General features: G+C 66.2%; 16 protein-coding genes. 11 read left to right on the forward strand and 5 right to left on the reverse strand.

Features of this window, described 5'->3' with window-relative positions; all coding sequences use genetic code 11:
* Positions 1-4 precede the first annotated feature (4 nt).
* From AC04ME_RS10680 to lnt, 7 genes are read left to right on the forward strand one after another with little or no spacing between them, the layout of a single operon-like run.
* Entirely contained in the window at positions 5-922 is a 918-nt protein-coding gene (locus AC04ME_RS10680) for a hypothetical protein (RefSeq protein ID WP_475434898.1), read from the forward strand.
* Entirely contained in the window at positions 922-1,917 is a 996-nt protein-coding gene (locus AC04ME_RS10685; protein ID WP_475434900.1) for a helix-turn-helix transcriptional regulator, read from the forward strand. The genes AC04ME_RS10680 and AC04ME_RS10685 overlap by 1 nt, the downstream gene beginning before the upstream one ends.
* Entirely contained in the window at positions 1,914-2,903 is a 990-nt protein-coding gene (locus AC04ME_RS10690; RefSeq protein WP_042536677.1) for a helix-turn-helix transcriptional regulator, read from the forward strand. The genes AC04ME_RS10685 and AC04ME_RS10690 overlap by 4 nt, the downstream gene beginning before the upstream one ends.
* A 27-nt stretch (positions 2,904-2,930) precedes the next feature.
* The gene (tatA, locus tag AC04ME_RS10695) at positions 2,931-3,188 is read left to right on the forward strand and encodes a Sec-independent protein translocase subunit TatA (RefSeq protein WP_042536676.1); all 258 of its coding nucleotides are present in this window, start codon (positions 2,931-2,933) and stop codon (positions 3,186-3,188) included.
* Positions 3,189-3,242: 54 nt separating this feature from the next.
* Positions 3,243-4,001, forward strand: a complete 759-nt coding sequence (tatC, locus tag AC04ME_RS10700) for a twin-arginine translocase subunit TatC (RefSeq protein ID WP_475435047.1) — start codon at positions 3,243-3,245, stop codon at positions 3,999-4,001.
* Entirely contained in the window at positions 3,998-6,475 is a 2,478-nt protein-coding gene (locus AC04ME_RS10705; RefSeq protein ID WP_475434902.1) for a DEAD/DEAH box helicase, read from the forward strand. The genes tatC and AC04ME_RS10705 overlap by 4 nt, the downstream gene beginning before the upstream one ends.
* Positions 6,476-6,486: 11 nt before the next feature.
* Entirely contained in the window at positions 6,487-8,010 is a 1,524-nt protein-coding gene (gene lnt / locus AC04ME_RS10710; protein ID WP_475434904.1) for an apolipoprotein N-acyltransferase, read from the forward strand.
* On the opposite strand, the gene AC04ME_RS10715 is transcribed toward lnt, so the two are convergent.
* The 4 genes from AC04ME_RS10715 to AC04ME_RS10730 form a co-directional block, all read right to left on the reverse strand.
* Positions 8,007-8,390, reverse strand: coding sequence for an RNA polymerase-binding protein RbpA (locus tag AC04ME_RS10715; protein ID WP_042536672.1), 384 nt, complete (start codon positions 8,388-8,390; stop codon positions 8,007-8,009). The genes lnt and AC04ME_RS10715 overlap by 4 nt on opposite strands.
* A 125-nt stretch (positions 8,391-8,515) precedes the next feature.
* Positions 8,516-9,289 carry a glycerophosphodiester phosphodiesterase family protein gene (locus AC04ME_RS10720; protein WP_475434907.1) on the reverse strand — a complete coding sequence of 258 codons (774 nt, stop codon included), beginning with the start codon at positions 9,287-9,289 and terminating at the stop codon, positions 8,516-8,518.
* Positions 9,286-10,212, reverse strand: a complete 927-nt coding sequence (locus AC04ME_RS10725; RefSeq protein ID WP_042536670.1) for an SPFH domain-containing protein — start codon at positions 10,210-10,212, stop codon at positions 9,286-9,288. The genes AC04ME_RS10720 and AC04ME_RS10725 overlap by 4 nt, the downstream gene beginning before the upstream one ends.
* 9 nt (positions 10,213-10,221) lie before the next feature.
* On the reverse strand, positions 10,222-10,695 hold the full coding sequence (locus AC04ME_RS10730; protein WP_056376841.1) for an NfeD family protein: 474 nt from the start codon (positions 10,693-10,695) through the stop codon (positions 10,222-10,224).
* 120 nt (positions 10,696-10,815) lie between these two features.
* On the opposite strand from AC04ME_RS10730, the gene AC04ME_RS10735 reads away from it, so the two are divergent.
* Complete coding sequence (locus AC04ME_RS10735; protein WP_042536668.1) at positions 10,816-11,580, forward strand: SDR family oxidoreductase; 765 nt, start codon at positions 10,816-10,818, stop codon at positions 11,578-11,580.
* 63 nt (positions 11,581-11,643) lie between these two features.
* On the opposite strand, the gene AC04ME_RS10740 is transcribed toward AC04ME_RS10735, so the two are convergent.
* Positions 11,644-12,243 (reverse strand): HdeD family acid-resistance protein, encoded by a 600-nt coding sequence (locus AC04ME_RS10740; RefSeq protein ID WP_309688469.1) that lies wholly within the window; start codon positions 12,241-12,243, stop codon positions 11,644-11,646.
* A gap of 182 nt (positions 12,244-12,425) precedes the next feature.
* On the opposite strand from AC04ME_RS10740, the gene AC04ME_RS10745 reads away from it, so the two are divergent.
* Genes AC04ME_RS10745 through AC04ME_RS10755 form a run of 3 tightly spaced genes read left to right on the forward strand, consistent with a single transcriptional unit; the run spans position 12,426 to position 15,617 of the window.
* On the forward strand, positions 12,426-12,824 hold the full coding sequence (locus AC04ME_RS10745) for a helix-turn-helix transcriptional regulator (RefSeq protein ID WP_228385702.1): 399 nt from the start codon (positions 12,426-12,428) through the stop codon (positions 12,822-12,824).
* 5 nt (positions 12,825-12,829) lie between these two features.
* Entirely contained in the window at positions 12,830-13,240 is a 411-nt protein-coding gene (locus AC04ME_RS10750; RefSeq protein WP_079113976.1) for a VOC family protein, read from the forward strand.
* A 25-nt stretch (positions 13,241-13,265) separates the two neighbouring features.
* Positions 13,266-15,617: an ATP-binding cassette domain-containing protein gene (locus AC04ME_RS10755; RefSeq protein ID WP_475434911.1), complete on the forward strand. Its 2,352-nt coding sequence runs from the start codon at positions 13,266-13,268 to the stop codon at positions 15,615-15,617.
* Positions 15,618-15,631: the final 14 nt, after the last annotated feature.

Below are 15,631 nucleotides of genomic sequence, written 5' to 3' on the forward strand. Positions count from 1 at the left end.
GCGCGTGCGTAAAACGTCCGCCGTTCTGGCAACCCTCAGCCTCGCCGTCCTCACTCTGACCGGATGCGCTTCGGCGCCGTCGTTCGCCGGTGATGTCTGCGATCGTGCGGCCGCGTCTACCCCATCCATCAAGGATTCGGTGTCCGTGGAGGGCGATCTGGGTGAGGCGCCCGACGTCACGGTTTACAGCCCCGTGAAGGCGGACGAGACCTCATTCGCCGACGTGATCACCGGCGAGGGGAACACCCTGACCTCGACTTCTCAGCCCATGGTGCTCGACATCGCCTTCTACGGCGGAGAGAGCGGCGAGAAGCTGTACGAGTCCGAATTCAACGGCGACCCGAGCCGCGTGCACAGCATCTCGTACTGGGCCGAGCGGTCCGCCGGACTCGAGACGGTGCTCGAGTGCGCCACTGGCGGAAGCCGGATCATCGCCGTGCTGACCCCCGAGGACTTCGGTGAAGCCAATGCCGAGGCATTCGGACTCGCGAAGGACGAGAACGTCGTCGCGATCGTCGACCTGCAGGATGTCTACCTGGCCCACGCCGAAGGCGCATCCCAGTTCAACGACGCCCGTGGCCTGCCGACCGTGGTGCGCGCTCCTGACGGGACCCCTGGCGTGATCATCCCCGACAGCGATGCTCCGACGGAGGCTGTGACTCAGACGCTCATCAAGGGCGATGGTGCGAAGGTCGAGAAGGATTCGACGATCGTGACCAACATCATGGCCCTGGGCTGGGATGACAAGACCGTCACATCGAGCAGCTGGGGCGCGGAGCCCAACATCGGTCCGGCAGCGGAGGAGCTCGTCGGCGCGACCGTCGGGTCGCAGCTGCTCGTCGTCGTGCCCGAAGCCGACGGAAACCCGGCGACCGCCATCGTGGTCGACATCCTCGGCATCGTTCCCGTTCCGGAGCAGTGATGGCCGCCCGTATTCCCGCGGAAGAGCGTCTGACGAACCTCGTCGTGGCGCTCATGGCCACGGAGATCGGGCTCACCAAGCAGCAGATCCTCGACAACGTGTCGGGCTACCGTCAGCGTGCCGATGCGGGCGTGCGCTCGGATGCGCTCGAGAAGATGTTCGAGCGCGACAAGGACGAGCTGCGCACTCTCGGCGTCCCCGTCGAGACGATCGGCGACCAGGCTGATCCCAATGACCTCCGCGAAGCCCGGTATCGCATTCCGCAGGCGGAATACGACCTGCCCAGCGACATCGAGTTCACCGCTGCTGAGCTCGCTGTGCTGCAACTCGCCGGCAGTGTCTGGAGTGCCGAATCCGCGTCGGGCGACGCCAAGGCCGGCGTGCGCAAGATCCGGGCACTCGGGATCGACGGCGACGAGCCGATCATCGGCTTCGCGCCACGGATCACCGCTCGCGATGCGGCGTTCCCGCAGCTGCAGGACGCGATCGAGAAGAGCCGCGTCGTCGTCTTCGACTACCTCAAGCCGGGGGAGGACGCACCGCGCCGCCGCAGCATCCGTCCGCTGGCTCTTGTCGACTACGAGGCGAGATGGCATGTCTTCGGCGTCGACGTGGACATCGAGGAGGACCGCATGTTCCTGCTCAGCAGAATCGTCGGGGATGTGAAGATCACATCGAGGGCCTTCGACTCCGCCCTGCGCGAGGGAGCGGGGGAGCGTGCACTGAGCGGTCTCGAGCGCGTCGCCTCTCAGAACTCGGCGCTGCTCGAGGTCACCCCTGGCACCGAGGCCTCGCTGCGTCTGGGCCGCCGTGCGACGCCTGCGGCGACACAGGGAATCCTCGTGCCGTTCGTCGACCTGCATATCTTCGCCGACGAACTCGCCTCGTACGGCCCCGAGGTGCGGGTGGTCGAGCCGGTCGCGCTGCGCACCGCAGTCGTCGATCGCCTGAGCGCGGTCGTCGCGACCAATTCGGACGCAGGGGAGTCACGATGAGCGCTCAGACGAAGCCGCTGCTCGCCGCCGACCGCGTCCGCGTCTACCTGACGCTCGTGCCTTACCTGCTCGAGCACGGCCAGGTCTCGCTCGCTGAGGCGGCTGCGGAGTTCGGGGTGACTCCGGCAGAGATGCGACAGATGGTCGAGAAGCTGACCGTCATCGGCCTGCCCGGTGATTCCGGCTTCTGGCAGCAGCCGCAGGAGATGTTCGACATCAACTGGGACCTCCTCGACGAAGAGGACGTCATCGAGATCACCAACGATGTCGCCCTGCGTCGGGTTCCGCGCTTCACCGCCCGCGAGGCCGCAGCGCTGCTCGCCGGTCTGCAGATGGTCGCCGCCGTGCCGGCGGTCTCCGACTCCGGACTCGTCAGCGGTCTCATCTCGAAGCTGTCGCGCGGTGCGGCAGACGCCCCGGCAGAGGTCGTCGTCGCGCCGAGCGCTGTCGACGAGGTGCGCCAGGTCGTGTCGCGCGGTGTGCAGAACGGTGTCGCCGTGTCGTTCACATACCAGGCGCCCGATGCCGCACCCACCACGCGAACCGTGGATCCTGTGCAGGTGCTGATCACGAACGCACAGTGGTATCTGCAGGGGTGGTGCCACATGCGACAGGCGATGCGGACGTTCCACCTCGATCGGGTGAGCGATGCGCGTCTGACGGACATTCCGATCACACATGCCGGTGACCACGTCCCGGAGGCGTTCACCGCCGTCGAGGACGAGGGCGAGGTCAGAGTGCGTGTGCCCGAGCGGATGGCGCCTCTGCTCGGTGACTTCCTCACCGCGGACAACGCCGACGTCAGTGACGGGATCGTCACCGTGCGGCTGCACCTGGCCGACCCTCGGGGTGTGAAACGACTGGCGGCGAAGTTCGGCGGAGCCCTCGAAGTCGTGGATCCCGGCGTCGCCCGCACGGCTGCACGCGAGTGGGCCGCCGCAGGACTCGCGCTGTATCGCCGACCAGACGGCGACAACGCCGGTTAGACTGCTACTAAACGACGAAGGAGAATCATGGGCGCTTTCGGTTGGCCACATCTGCTGATCATCCTCGCCGTCATCCTGCTGCTCTTCGGTGCGGCGAAGCTGCCGGCACTCGCGAAGAGCCTCGGGCAGTCCGCCCGGGTTTTCAAGGGCGAGATGAAGGCGATGAAGAACGAGGACGCGACTGACGCCGCGGATCCGGCATCCCCGACTCCCGCGGCCACCACCGCGGACACCACGGTGACGGCTCGCGACACGGATCCGGGTCAGCCTCCTCGATCCGCATAGTTCGTGTCCGCTCTCGAATCCGCCGATCCGGGGACGCCGGGCCGCGACAGGCGGATGTCTCTCGGCGCGCATCTGATCGAGCTGCGTCGGCGACTGTTCATCGCGGCCGGCGCTCTCGTGGTCGGCATGATCATCGCGTTCATCATCACCGGACCGGTCATCGATCTCCTGTCGATTCCGATCGCTGCGATCGCCGAAGAAGAAGGCCGCGAGTACGTCGGCCTCAACTTCACGACCGTCACGAGCGGGTTCGATCTCCGAATGCGCATCGCGTTCGCGATCGGTCTGCTGATCTCAGCCCCGGTCTGGCTCTGGCAGGTCTGGGCGTTCGTGATGCCTGGACTCACGAAGAAGGAGACCCAGTACACCTGGGGGTTTCTGGGAGCTGCCATCCCGCTGTTCTTCGGCGGATGCACTGTCGCATTCTTCGTGCTCCCGCACGTGATCGAGATCATGGCGGGCTTCGTGCCGACGGGAATGGCGCAGTTCTTCGACTACGCGACCTATTACGACTTCGTCTTCAAGTTCCTGCTCGTGCTCGGCATCGCCTTCGTGCTCCCGGTCTTCCTCGTCGCGCTCAACCTCGCGGGGGTCGTCTCGGGCAAAGAGATCCTCAAGGGATGGCGCGTCGCCATCCTCGTGTGCACGATCTTCGCGGCCGTCACCACACCGCCCGCCGATGTCTTCTCGATGCTGCTGCTGATGGGGTCCATGATCGTGCTGTACTTCGCGGCCTCACTGATCTCGATGCTCTTCGATCGGCGCAAGCGCAAGGCTGATGCGGCCGCGGGCATCGAACCCGTGAGCGCATGAGCTCGCCGGCAGAGCGATACGCCGCGGCTCGCGAAGCCGCAGGGCACCCGGCGACGGTCGCCTTCGCCGCGAACCAGAAGTTCGAGCTCGACCCGTTCCAGATCGAAGGGTGCCACGCGCTCGAAGACGGGAGCAGCGTGCTGGTCGCCGCTCCCACCGGGGCGGGAAAGACCATCGTCGGAGAGTTCGCGATCCATCTCGCGATGCAGACGCCGCGCGACAAGGCGTTCTACACGACGCCGATGAAGGCCCTCTCCAATCAGAAGTTCCGCGAGCTGGTCGACGTCTACGGCGCCGATGACGTGGGTCTGCTCACGGGTGACACCAACATCAACGGCAACGCTCGGATCGTCGTCATGACGACCGAGGTGCTGCGCAACATGATCTACGCCGATTCCGCAGCGCTGCGCGACCTTCGGTATGTGGTGATGGATGAGGTGCACTACCTCGCCGACCGATTCCGCGGGGCGGTGTGGGAAGAGGTGATCATCCACCTCCCGCAGCAGGTGCGGCTGGTGTCGCTGAGCGCCACGGTGTCGAACGCCGAGGAGTTCGGCGATTGGCTCGACACGGTGCGCGGAAACACCGAGGTGATCGTCTCGGAGATCCGACCGGTGCCGCTCGAGCAGCACGTGCTGGTGCGTGATGATCTGCTCCCGCTGTTCGACGACCGCGCGGGCATCGCGACGGCTCTGGTGAATCAGGAGCTGATGCGAATCCGCTCGTCCACCGGTTCGAACTACGACAACAACCGTGAGGCGCAGTCCTACCGCAGCAATCGTCATGCGGGACGGCAGGCGCAGCGTCCGCCACGCGGAGGACGCCGTGCGGTCCGCTCGGCGAACGTGCAGCGGATCGAGCGCATGGACCGCCCCGACGTGGTGCGGCTGCTCGAGGCGGCCAACCTGCTGCCGGCGATCTTCTTCATCTTCAGCAGGGTCGGCTGCGACGCTGCGGTACAGCAGGTCCGCAGATCGGGTGTCCGTCTGACCTCGACCGAGGAGCGGGCCGAGATCCGCGCGATCGTCGAAGACAGGACGCGGACACTGCAGGACGAGGATCTCGGTGTTCTCGGATACTGGGATTGGCTGGAGAACCTCGAACGCGGCGTGGCCGCCCACCACGCCGGGCTCCTGCCCGCCTTCAAAGAGGTCGTCGAGGAGCTCTACAAGCGCAAGCTCGTGAAGGTCGTGTTCGCGACCGAGACCCTGGCGCTGGGCATCAACATGCCCGCACGCACCGTGGTGCTCGAGAAGATGGAGAAGTTCAACGGTGAGGCCCGGGTGGCGATCACCTCGGGGGAGTACACCCAGCTCACCGGGCGAGCCGGGCGACGGGGCATCGACGTCGAAGGCCACGCCGTGGTGCAGTGGACCGCGGGGATGGATCCGCAGGCGGTCGCCGCACTCGCCTCACGTCGCACCTACCCGCTCAACTCCAGTTTCCGTCCGACGTACAACATGGCGGTCAACCTGATCGACCTGTTCGGCAAACAGCGGGCGCGCGAGGTGCTCGAATCGTCCTTCGCTCAGTTCCAGGCCGATCGCGCGGTGGTCGGACTCGCCAGGCAGGTGCGTGAGGCCGAGGAATCCCTCGACGGCTACAAGGCGGCGATGGTCTGCGACCACGGCGACTTCTTGGACTATGCCTCGATCCGCCGGGAGCTCAGCGACCTCGAGAAGAAGAACCGTCAGGACTCGAACGCTCCGCGGGCATCGCGCGACAAGCGCATGAAGCAGATCCAGAGCCTGCGCACCCGGATGCAGCGGCACGGCTGCCACCGCTGCCCCGATCGCGAGGCCCACGCCCGCTGGGCGGAGCGGTACTGGAAGCTCAAGAGGCAGAACGACCGCATCCGTCGTCAGATCGAGACGAGGACCGGAACGGTGGCTCGCGTCTTCGATCGTGTCGTCGAGGTGCTCGAGACGCTCGACTACCTCCATCGAGACGAGAACGACGAGACCACTCTCACCGAGGCCGGTCGGACGATGCGTCGCATCTACGGAGAGCGTGATCTCCTGGTCGCAGAATCCCTGCGGCAGGGTCTCTGGAGCGGCCTGGACGCTCCGTCGCTCGCCGCCATGGCCTGCTGCCTCGTCTACGAGCCGCGTCGCGATGAGGCGAACGCGGGCGAGCGCGATCTGCCGAGAGGGGCTTTCCGCGCAGCCTACGAGAAGACCACGACTCTCTGGGCCGAGCTCGACGACCTCGAGAAGGATCACCATCTTCCGGGGTCCGAGCCCTTGGCTGCCGGTCTCGCGGGCGCAATGCACTCGTGGGCCCGGGGCGGGATGCTCGATCGCGTCCTGATCGACGCCGACATGGCCGCGGGCGACTTCGTCCGGTGGGCCAAGCAGACGATCGACCTGCTCGACCAGCTCTCGATCGTCGCGGAGGACGGCGCCCTGGCGCGCAATGCCCGCGTCGCTCTCGACGGCGTGCGCCGCGGCATCGTCGCCTACTCCTCGATGTGAGAACGGGACCGATGCCTGATTCCCCAGCGCGACAGCGCCCTCTTCTGCCGCTTTCGCTCGCCCTTCCCGTTGCGGCCCTGGCTGCGCTCCTGATGAATCTCTCCTACCCGGATGCCGCGGTGTGGGCACTGGCGTTCCCGGCAACCGCGTTGCTGCTCGTCGCGCTCATCGGCCGTCGGGTCGGAGGCGCGCTCGCGGTGGGGCTGGTCTACGGGGTGATCTTCTTCGGACTGCTCGTGTCGTTCACCTCGCGCTACCTCGGCCCGCTGCCCTGGGCCGCACTGAGCGTCCTCGAAGGCGTCCTCACGGCGGTGGCGCTGATCCTGATCACGCTCGCCTATCGATGGATCCCCACAGCCTTCCCTGGCGCCTGGGCGCGCCTCCTGCTTCTTCCGGCCGTCGTGGCTGCGCTGTGGGTCGGGCGCGAGGTGTTCGTCGGCTCCTGGCCGTACGGAGGCTTCCCGTGGGCCCGTCTGGGCATGAGCCAGGCCGAGAGCCCGCTGGCCCCGGTCACCTCGTGGATCGGCGTCAGCGGTCTCAGCTTCCTGATGGTGTTCCTCGTCGCCCTCCTCATCCAGGTGATTCGCGAACGTGCCTGGCGACGCCCGACCGCGCTGATCGCACCGGTCATCGTGACGGTGGCCCTGCTCATCACGCCCCTGTTCCCCACGACCGTCACCGGGTCGATGCGCATCGCCGCGGTGCAGGGGAACGGGCCGAGCGGGTATTTCGACGAGCGCCAGCCCTACTCGCTCATCGACGCGCAGACGGACGCGACCGAACCGCTCTACGGCGAAGACGTCGATCTGCTGGTCTGGCCCGAGGGATCGCTCGACTTCGACCCGTTCCAGTCGGATTCGTTGGCGCGGAGGATGAGCGCGATCACCTCGCGAATCGGCGCGCCGCTGCTTGCCAACGCCGCGACGGAGCGAGAGGGCCTGTTCTACAACACCTCACTGCTGTGGACGGAAGACGGCGGGGACGGGCAGCTGCACGACAAGCGGCACCCGGTTCCCTTCGGCGAGTACGTGCCCGACCGTGCCTTCTTCAATGCACTCGCGCCCGATCTGATCGGACTCATCCAACGCGAATACACCCCGGGAACGAACCCGCCGGTCATCGATGTCGACGGCGTGAGGGTCGGATTGGCGATCTGCTTCGACGTCATCTACGACGACGTGATCAGCGAGGGAATGGCCGAAGGAGCCGAGGTTCTCGTCTTCCAGACCAACAACGCCGACTTCCGAGGCACCAACGAGAATCTGCAGCAGCTGGCATTCGCGAGGATGCGGGCGATCGAGACCGGCCGCAGCGTCGTGAACATCTCGACGGTGGGCACGAGCCAGATCATCCGCCCGGATGGGTCCACCGTATCGAGCCTCGACGCAGGAAAGGCCGGAGCGCTGCTCGAGGATGTCGAGCTTCGCTCCGGCCTGACAGCCGGTGTCGTCACCGGCCCCTGGATCCAGATGCTGCTGCTGTGGGGCGGGCTGGGCGCGCTGGCCTTCGGATGGTTGCGCGCCCGTCGGCGCTAGGCGCCGATCTTCTCGCGGGTCGGGTCTTCACCTGCACCGCGGCGCGCGCGAATGAAGGCGAGTCGCTCTTCGAGCAGTTCTTCGAGTTCTGCGCGTGTACGACGCTCGAGAAGCATGTCCCAGTGCGTTCGCGCTGCCTTCTCGTCGGTCGCGTCGAGCGTGACGGCCTGGCCGTCGACGTTCAGGCGGGCGTCCGCTCCGCAGGCACGGCATTCCCAGGTCTGGGGCGGTTCTGCGTCCGCCGAGAACATCAGGTTCGTGACATGGCCGCAGGTGTCACAGATGTAGGTGGTTTCACGGCGCTCCATGAAAACGACGCCCTCTTCGCTCTGTAGGCTCTGGGCGCCGAGTCGGATGCCGCGTAGGCTGCGATCTGCCATTGTGTGGTCCTCTCGTCGCTGTCAGGTATAACGCTCCAGCCTGTGCGCTTCATCCACGCGGGCGGAATCTCGGCGCGATTCACAGCGGAATCCCAGCGCCACAGCGTAGAGGCGGCGTGGCGCGATCAGCGGCCGATCGTCGCCAGCGCGAGGTCCGCGCGGTCCGTGACGATCCCGTCGACACCTGCATCGACCAGCCGTCGCATGGAGTCGGCGTCGTTCACCGTCCACACGTGGACCTCGACGCCGCGTCGGTGCGCGGCGCTGATCAGAGGGGGAGTGAGAACCTTCACACCGCGGTGACGCTCGGGGATCTGGAGGACGTCGATGTCGCGCAGCGCGCGGCCGGGGGAGACGCGGACAGCCGAGAGGGCGCGAACTGCGGCGATGGTGCGACTGCCACCCGATGTGGCCGGTCTGAGAGCGGCACCTGCACGGAGCACCGATGCGATCGTGGCGCGACGGTCGGAATCCGAGAAGCTGGTGACGAGCACACGGTGCGTGTGATCTTCGAGAATCGGGCCGAGGGGCTCGGCGGCCTCGGTGGTCTTCACATCGATGTTGAAGCGCGTCGTCGGGAATGCCGACAGGGCCTCGGCGACGGTGAGGAGACCGCCGTGATCGGCGAAGATCGCGGCGAGCTCACGCGTGCGTACATCCCGCACGGGTCGGGGGTCGCCGACAAGGCGCTGCAGCGTCGCATCGTGGAAGAGAACGACGTCACCGTCGGCCGTCATCCGGCAGTCCGTCTCGATGAACTCGGCGCCGGCGGCGTGAGCCGCGGCGAAGGCCGCTGCCGAGTTCTCCCAGACGCCGGAGTCCTCGCCCGCCGTGGTGATCAGACCGCGGTGAGCGAGGACTCGGGGGTGGGCTGCCTTCTCGAAGTAGGGGTGCGTCACGCGCCCGGGTGGTTCGTCGGAGGCTGTCCGGGCTTCGGCGTGAACGCGGTGCCGATGCCCTTGAGCGCCTCGGTCAGCTCGCTCGGGATGATCCAGAGCTTGTTCGACTGTCCCTCGCTGATCTTCGGCAGCATCTGCAGGTACTGGTAGGCCAGCAGCTTGTCATCCGGCTCACCCTGGTGGATGGCGGTGAAGACATTCTGGATCGCCTCGGCCTCACCCTGGGCGCGCAGCACAGCCGCCTGCTTGTCACCCTCTGCGCGGAGAATCTCCGCCTGCCGTGCGCCCTCCGCCTCGAGGATCGCGGACTGCTTGGTTCCCTCGGCCGTGAGGATGGCCGCACGGCGGTCACGCTCGGCGCGCATCTGCTTCTCCATCGAATCCTGGATGGAGATGGGCGGGTCGATCGCCTTCAGCTCCACTCGCCCGACGCGGATGCCCCATTTGCCGGTCGCCTCGTCGAGAACGACGCGGAGCTGGCCGTTGATGTTGTCGCGGCTCGTCAGAGCCTCTTCGAGGTTGAGGCCACCGACCACGTTTCGGAGGGTCGTCGTCGTGAGCTGCTCGACCGCACCGAGGTAGTTCGCGATCTCGTATGTCGCGGCGCGAGCGTCGGTCACCTGGAAGTAGACGACGGTGTCGATCGAGACCACGAGGTTGTCCTCGGTGATCACAGGCTGCGGCGGGAACGAGACCACCTGTTCGCGCATGTCGATGAGGGGCCGGAGGCGATCGATGAAGGGCACCAGGATGTTGAGTCCGGGCATCAACGTCTTGTGATAGCGGCCCAGGCGCTCGACCACGCCGGCTGTGGCCTGCGGGATGATGCGGATGGAGCGAGCCAGCGTGACCACCACGAAGATGATGATCGCGATGACGAGTATCCACCCGATCGCGGCGGGGATGAACGATGCATCGTCCAAGAGGTTCTCCTAGTCGTTGACGGGACGGACGGTCGCGGTCGCGCCGTTGATCGCGATCACTGCGATCGGTGAGCCCTGGGGGATCGGCACGGCACCTGCGGTGCGGGCGGTCCAGGTGTCGCCGTTGCTCAGCTTCACCTGTCCGGAGATCTGGGTGATGTCCTGCAGGGCCGTGCCTCGCAGATTCAGCAGGGCCTCGACGTTGGACTTGGTCGGGTCTTCGCCGCGATGCAGACGCTTGATCAGCGGCGGACGCAGGAAGAGGATGAACAGTGCGGCCGCCGCCGCGGCGATCAGCACCTGGACCCACACCGGGATGCCGAGGAAATCGGTGACGAGGCCGACTGCGCTGCCGAAGCTCAGCATCAGGAAGGTGAAGTCGAGAGTGAGCATCTCGATCACGAGGAAGATGGCGATCAGGATCAGCCACCCGATCCATGCCCATTGGTCGATGAACTGTACGAATGTCGCGAAGTTGTCCATGCGGCCTCCTTTGCGGTCAACCTATCACGCGGCACGAGCCGGTTCCCGGTTCGAAGGGGCCGGCTTGATAGTCTGAAAGCGCCGTGTCATCACGGCGATTCACGCATCAGAGGAGTCACCGTGACCGACGTTCTTCCCGCAGGTTCTCTCGAGGGCAAGGTCGCCCTCGTCACCGGCTCGTCTCGAGGAATCGGGGCGGACACCGTGCGCTACCTCGCCGAGGCGGGGGCCGACGTGGTCATCAACTTCCGCAACAAGGCGCCGCGCGCCGAGAAGCTCGCCGCTCAGCTGCGCGAGCTGGGGCGACGCGTGCTCGTCGTCGGCGCCGACCTCACCGACCCCTCGTCGGTCGGCGAGATGTTCGATGCGGTGAAGGCCGAGTTCGGTCGCCTCGATGTGCTCGTGCTGAACGCATCAGGGGGCATGGAATCCGGGATGGCTGAGGACTACGCGCTGACGCTCAACCGCGACGCGCAGCTGAACGTCCTCGACGCCGCTGCCCCTCTGCTCGGCGATGGGTCGCGGGTCGTCTTCGTGACGAGCCACCAGGCCCACTTCATCCGCACCACGCCGACGATGCCGGAGTACGAGCCGGTCGCGCTGTCGAAGCGTGCAGGTGAGGATGCGCTCCGCGAGCGCATCCCCGGTCTCGCCGAGAAGGGCATCGGGTTCACCGTCGTCTCCGGCGACATGATCGAGGGCACCATCACGGCGACGCTGCTCGAGCGCGCCAACCCCGGCGCGATCGCCGAGCGCCGCGAGTCCGCAGGCAAGCTCTACAACGTGTCGGAGTTCGCGGCGGAGATCGCACGTGCGGCAGTCGACGCCGTTCCCGCAGACAACACCCGGTTGGTCGGCGACGTCAGCGCCTTCGAGGCCGAGTGAGTCTCTGACTCCAACAGAGAGAGCCCCGTCCGGATGGACGGGGCTCTCTCTGTTGGAGGCGAGTCAGATCGCGGAGTCGGCCTTCGCCGAGGCCACGAACTCCTTCGCGTCCTTGCCGAGGGTGATCGCGCGGACGATCTGCACGATTCCGAGAACGACGAGCGAGATGCCGAGCACCAGCCAGAGCACCGCCGCCGCGTACAGCGGGGAGAAGAGCACGACGATACCGGCGATGATGCTGAGCAGTGCGTAGAGCAGCGTCCAGACCCGCGAGCCGTCCTGTCCGAGGAGGGACAGCGCCACCACTCCGTCGACGATCCAGCTGATGCCGATGAAGATGACGACGACGAGCGCGAGGGTCGCCGCGGCGACTCCGAGGTTCGCGAACGCGATCACGCCGGCGACGATGTAGACGAGGCCCAGCACGATGTGGCCGACTCGAGCCCATCCGCCCTTGACCTTGGAGAAGATGCCCAGTCCTATGTAGACGAGACCTGCGATCACGAGGTAAGTGGCGAAGATGCCTGTGACGATCACGGCGGACTTGAGCGGCCAGACGAGCAGGACGATGCCGGCGATGAGGGCGATGGCGCCCGAGACCGCCAGCACCACGCGAATGGACTTGAACAGTGACTTCGCTTCGGTTGCGAGTGGATCAGACATGGTTGGGGACCCCTTTCTGAGAAAATCCTGTGAGGGATGGTCACAGAGTAGCGCTGTCCGGGGCGGGATGGGGGGAGGTCGACATCGATATGTCGCGGACGTTCACACGCTGTTACGCGAGGTCATGCGAAAATCGGGGGGTGACCCCGGACGACGATGCGCGGCTCCGCGAGCTCGTCGTGATGCGCAGAGTGCGGGATCGCATCGATCGCGAGTATGCGACGCCTCTCGATGTCGAGGCTCTGGCGCGCGGCGCGCACATGTCGGCGGGGCATCTGAGCAGGCAGTTCAAGGAGACCTACGGCGAATCGCCGTACTCCTATCTGATGACGCGGCGGATCGAGCGGGCCATGGCATTGCTGCGCCGCGGCGACCTCAGCGTCACCGAGGTGTGCTTCGAGGTGGGGTGCTCATCGCTCGGCACCTTCAGCACACGATTCACCGAGCTCGTCGGTGTCTCACCCCGCGTGTATCGTGAGCGCGCAGCGGATGTCGACGGCATCCCCACCTTCCAGGCGAAGCACGTGATCAGACCGATCAGGAATCAAGAAGCGCCGCGCACGGGCGCGCACCTAACGTGAATCCCATGAGAATCAGCATCCACTACGCATTCCTTCCGCACACCGACGCCGATGCGGCCCTCGGCTTCTATCGTGACGCCCTCGGGTTCGAGGTGCGCAACGACGTCGGCTACGACGGTCTCCGATGGCTCACGGTCGGTCCGCAAGGGCAACCGGAGACGTCGATCGTGCTGCACCCGCCGGCCACAGACCCCGGGATCACCGACGCCGAGCGACAGACGATCCTCGAACTCATCGCCAAGGGCAGCTACGGCGCGCTGACGCTTGCGAGCGACGATCTCGATGCCGTGTTCGAGCGGCTCGTCGAGAGCGGCGCGGACGTGGTCCAGGAGCCCATGGACCAGCCGTACGGCGTGCGCGACTGCGCGTTCCGCGACCCTGCGGGCAACCTTCTCCGAATCAACCAGGCCGGCTGACCCCGGTCGCTACTCGAGGATCCTCATGACGACGCACCCCGCTGACGGCCACGACATCATCCGCGTGCAGGGTGCGCGCGAGAACAATCTGAAAGAAGTGAGCGTCGACATCCCCAAGCGTCGTCTCACCGTGTTCACCGGCGTCTCGGGGTCGGGCAAGAGCTCGCTGGTCTTCGACACGATCGCCGCCGAGTCCCGGCGCATGATCGATGAGACCTACAGTGCGTTCGTGCAGGGATTCATGCCGTCGGTGCCTCGCCCCGACGTCGATGTGCTCGAGGGACTCACGACCTCGATCATCGTCGATCAGGAGCGCCTCGGGGCGAATCCGCGGTCGACGGTCGGCACGGTCACCGATGCGAACGCGATGCTGCGGATCCTCTTCAGCAAACTGGGTCAGCCCTACATCGGGGGCCCCACAGCCTTCTCCTTCAACATCCCCACCCAGAGGGCCAGCGGGGTGATGACAGGTCCGGGGGGCGAGAAGAAGATCGTCAAGGACGCGATCTACCTCGGTGGCATGTGCCCTCGGTGCGAGGGCAGGGGAGCGGTGTCCGACCTCGACCTCACTCAGATCGTCGACGAGTCGAAGTCCCTCGACGAGGGGGCCATCATGGTCCCGGGGTACACCGCGGACGGCTGGATGGTGAAGGGCTTCTCCGCGTCGGGGTTCTACCCGGCCGACAAGCCGGTCGCCGAGTTCACCGAGAAGCAGCGCCACCTGTTCCTCTACGGCGAGGTCACCAAGGTCAAGATCTCGGGAATCAACATGACCTACGAGGGGCTCATCCCCAAGATCACGAAGTCGATGCTGTCGAAGGACCTCGACGCCCTGCAGCCGCACATCCGCGCCTTCGTCGAGCGCGTGGCGACGTTCGCGACCTGCCCGGAGTGCGACGGCACCCGTCTCACCGAGGGTGCTCGGTCGTCGAAGATCGACGGCATCAGCATCGCGGATGCGTGCCGCATGCAGGTCACGGATCTGGCCGAATGGGTGCGCGGTCTGGAGCTCCCTGGCGCAGCTCCGCTCCTCGAGGCGCTGCGTGCCAACCTCGACGCATTCGTCACGCTCGGCCTGGGGTACCTGAGCCTCGAACGGCCCTCAGGTACGTTGTCCGGCGGAGAGGCGCAGCGCATCAAGATGCTGCGCCATCTGGGGTCGTCTCTCACCGACGTCACCTATGTGTTCGACGAGCCGACCATCGGCCTGCATCCGCATGACATCCAGCGCATGAACACGCTGCTTCTGCGCCTGCGCGACAAGGGCAACACGGTGCTGGTCGTGGAGCACAAGCCCGAGACCATCGTGATCGGTGATCATGTGGTCGACCTCGGTCCCGGCGCGGGAAGCGCGGGAGGCGAGATCTGCTTCGAGGGAACCGTAGAAGGCTTGAAGGCCAGTGGCACGCGCACGGGTGATCATCTCGACGATCGAGCAGTGCTCAAGGAATCGGTGCGCAGCAGCACCGGTGCGATCGAGATCCGCGGTGCCAACGCCAACAACCTGCAGGACGTCGACGTCGACATCCCCACCGGCATTCTCACTGTGGTCACCGGGGTCGCCGGTTCGGGCAAGAGCTCGCTGATCCACGGATCGGTGTCGAAGCTCGAGGGCGTCGTCGCGATCGACCAGGGGGCGATCAAGGGATCACGACGGAGCAACCCCGCCACATACACCGGCATGCTCGAGCCCATTCGGAAGGCGTTCGCGAAAGCCAACGGCGTCAAGCCCGCGCTGTTCAGTGCGAACTCCGAAGGAGCGTGCCCGACATGCAAGGGCGCCGGGGTGATCATCACCGAGCTCGGGTTCATGGACACGATCGAGACGCCGTGCGAGGACTGCGGCGGCAAGCGGTTCCAGGCTGCCGTCCTCGAGTACAAGCTCGCAGGCAAGGACATCACCGAGGTGCTGGATCTGCCTGTCGCCGAGGCGAGGGTGTTCTTCTCCGAAGGGGACGCGAAGCTGCCCGCCGCCGCCACGATCCTCGGTCGCCTCGAAGACGTCGGTCTGGGGTATCTCTCCCTCGGGCAGCCGTTGTCGACGCTGTCGGGCGGCGAGCGTCAGCGCATCAAGCTGGCCATCCAGATGGGGGAGAAGGGCGACACGTACGTGCTCGACGAACCGACCACGGGCCTGCACCTCGCGGACGTCCAGAACATCCTCGGCCTTCTCGATCGACTCGTCGAATCCGGCAAGACCGTCATCGTGATCGAGCACCACCAGGCGGTGATGGCTCACGCCGACTGGATCATCGACATCGGACCGGGCGCGGGCCATGACGGAGGTCGGGTCGTCTTCGAGGGAAGCCCGGCGGATCTCGTCGCGGCCAAATCGACGGTCACGGGGGAGCACCTGGCGGAATACGTCGGCGCGTAGGGGAGGGGCCTGCC

The organism is Microbacterium sp. LjRoot205 (assembly GCF_056175745.1).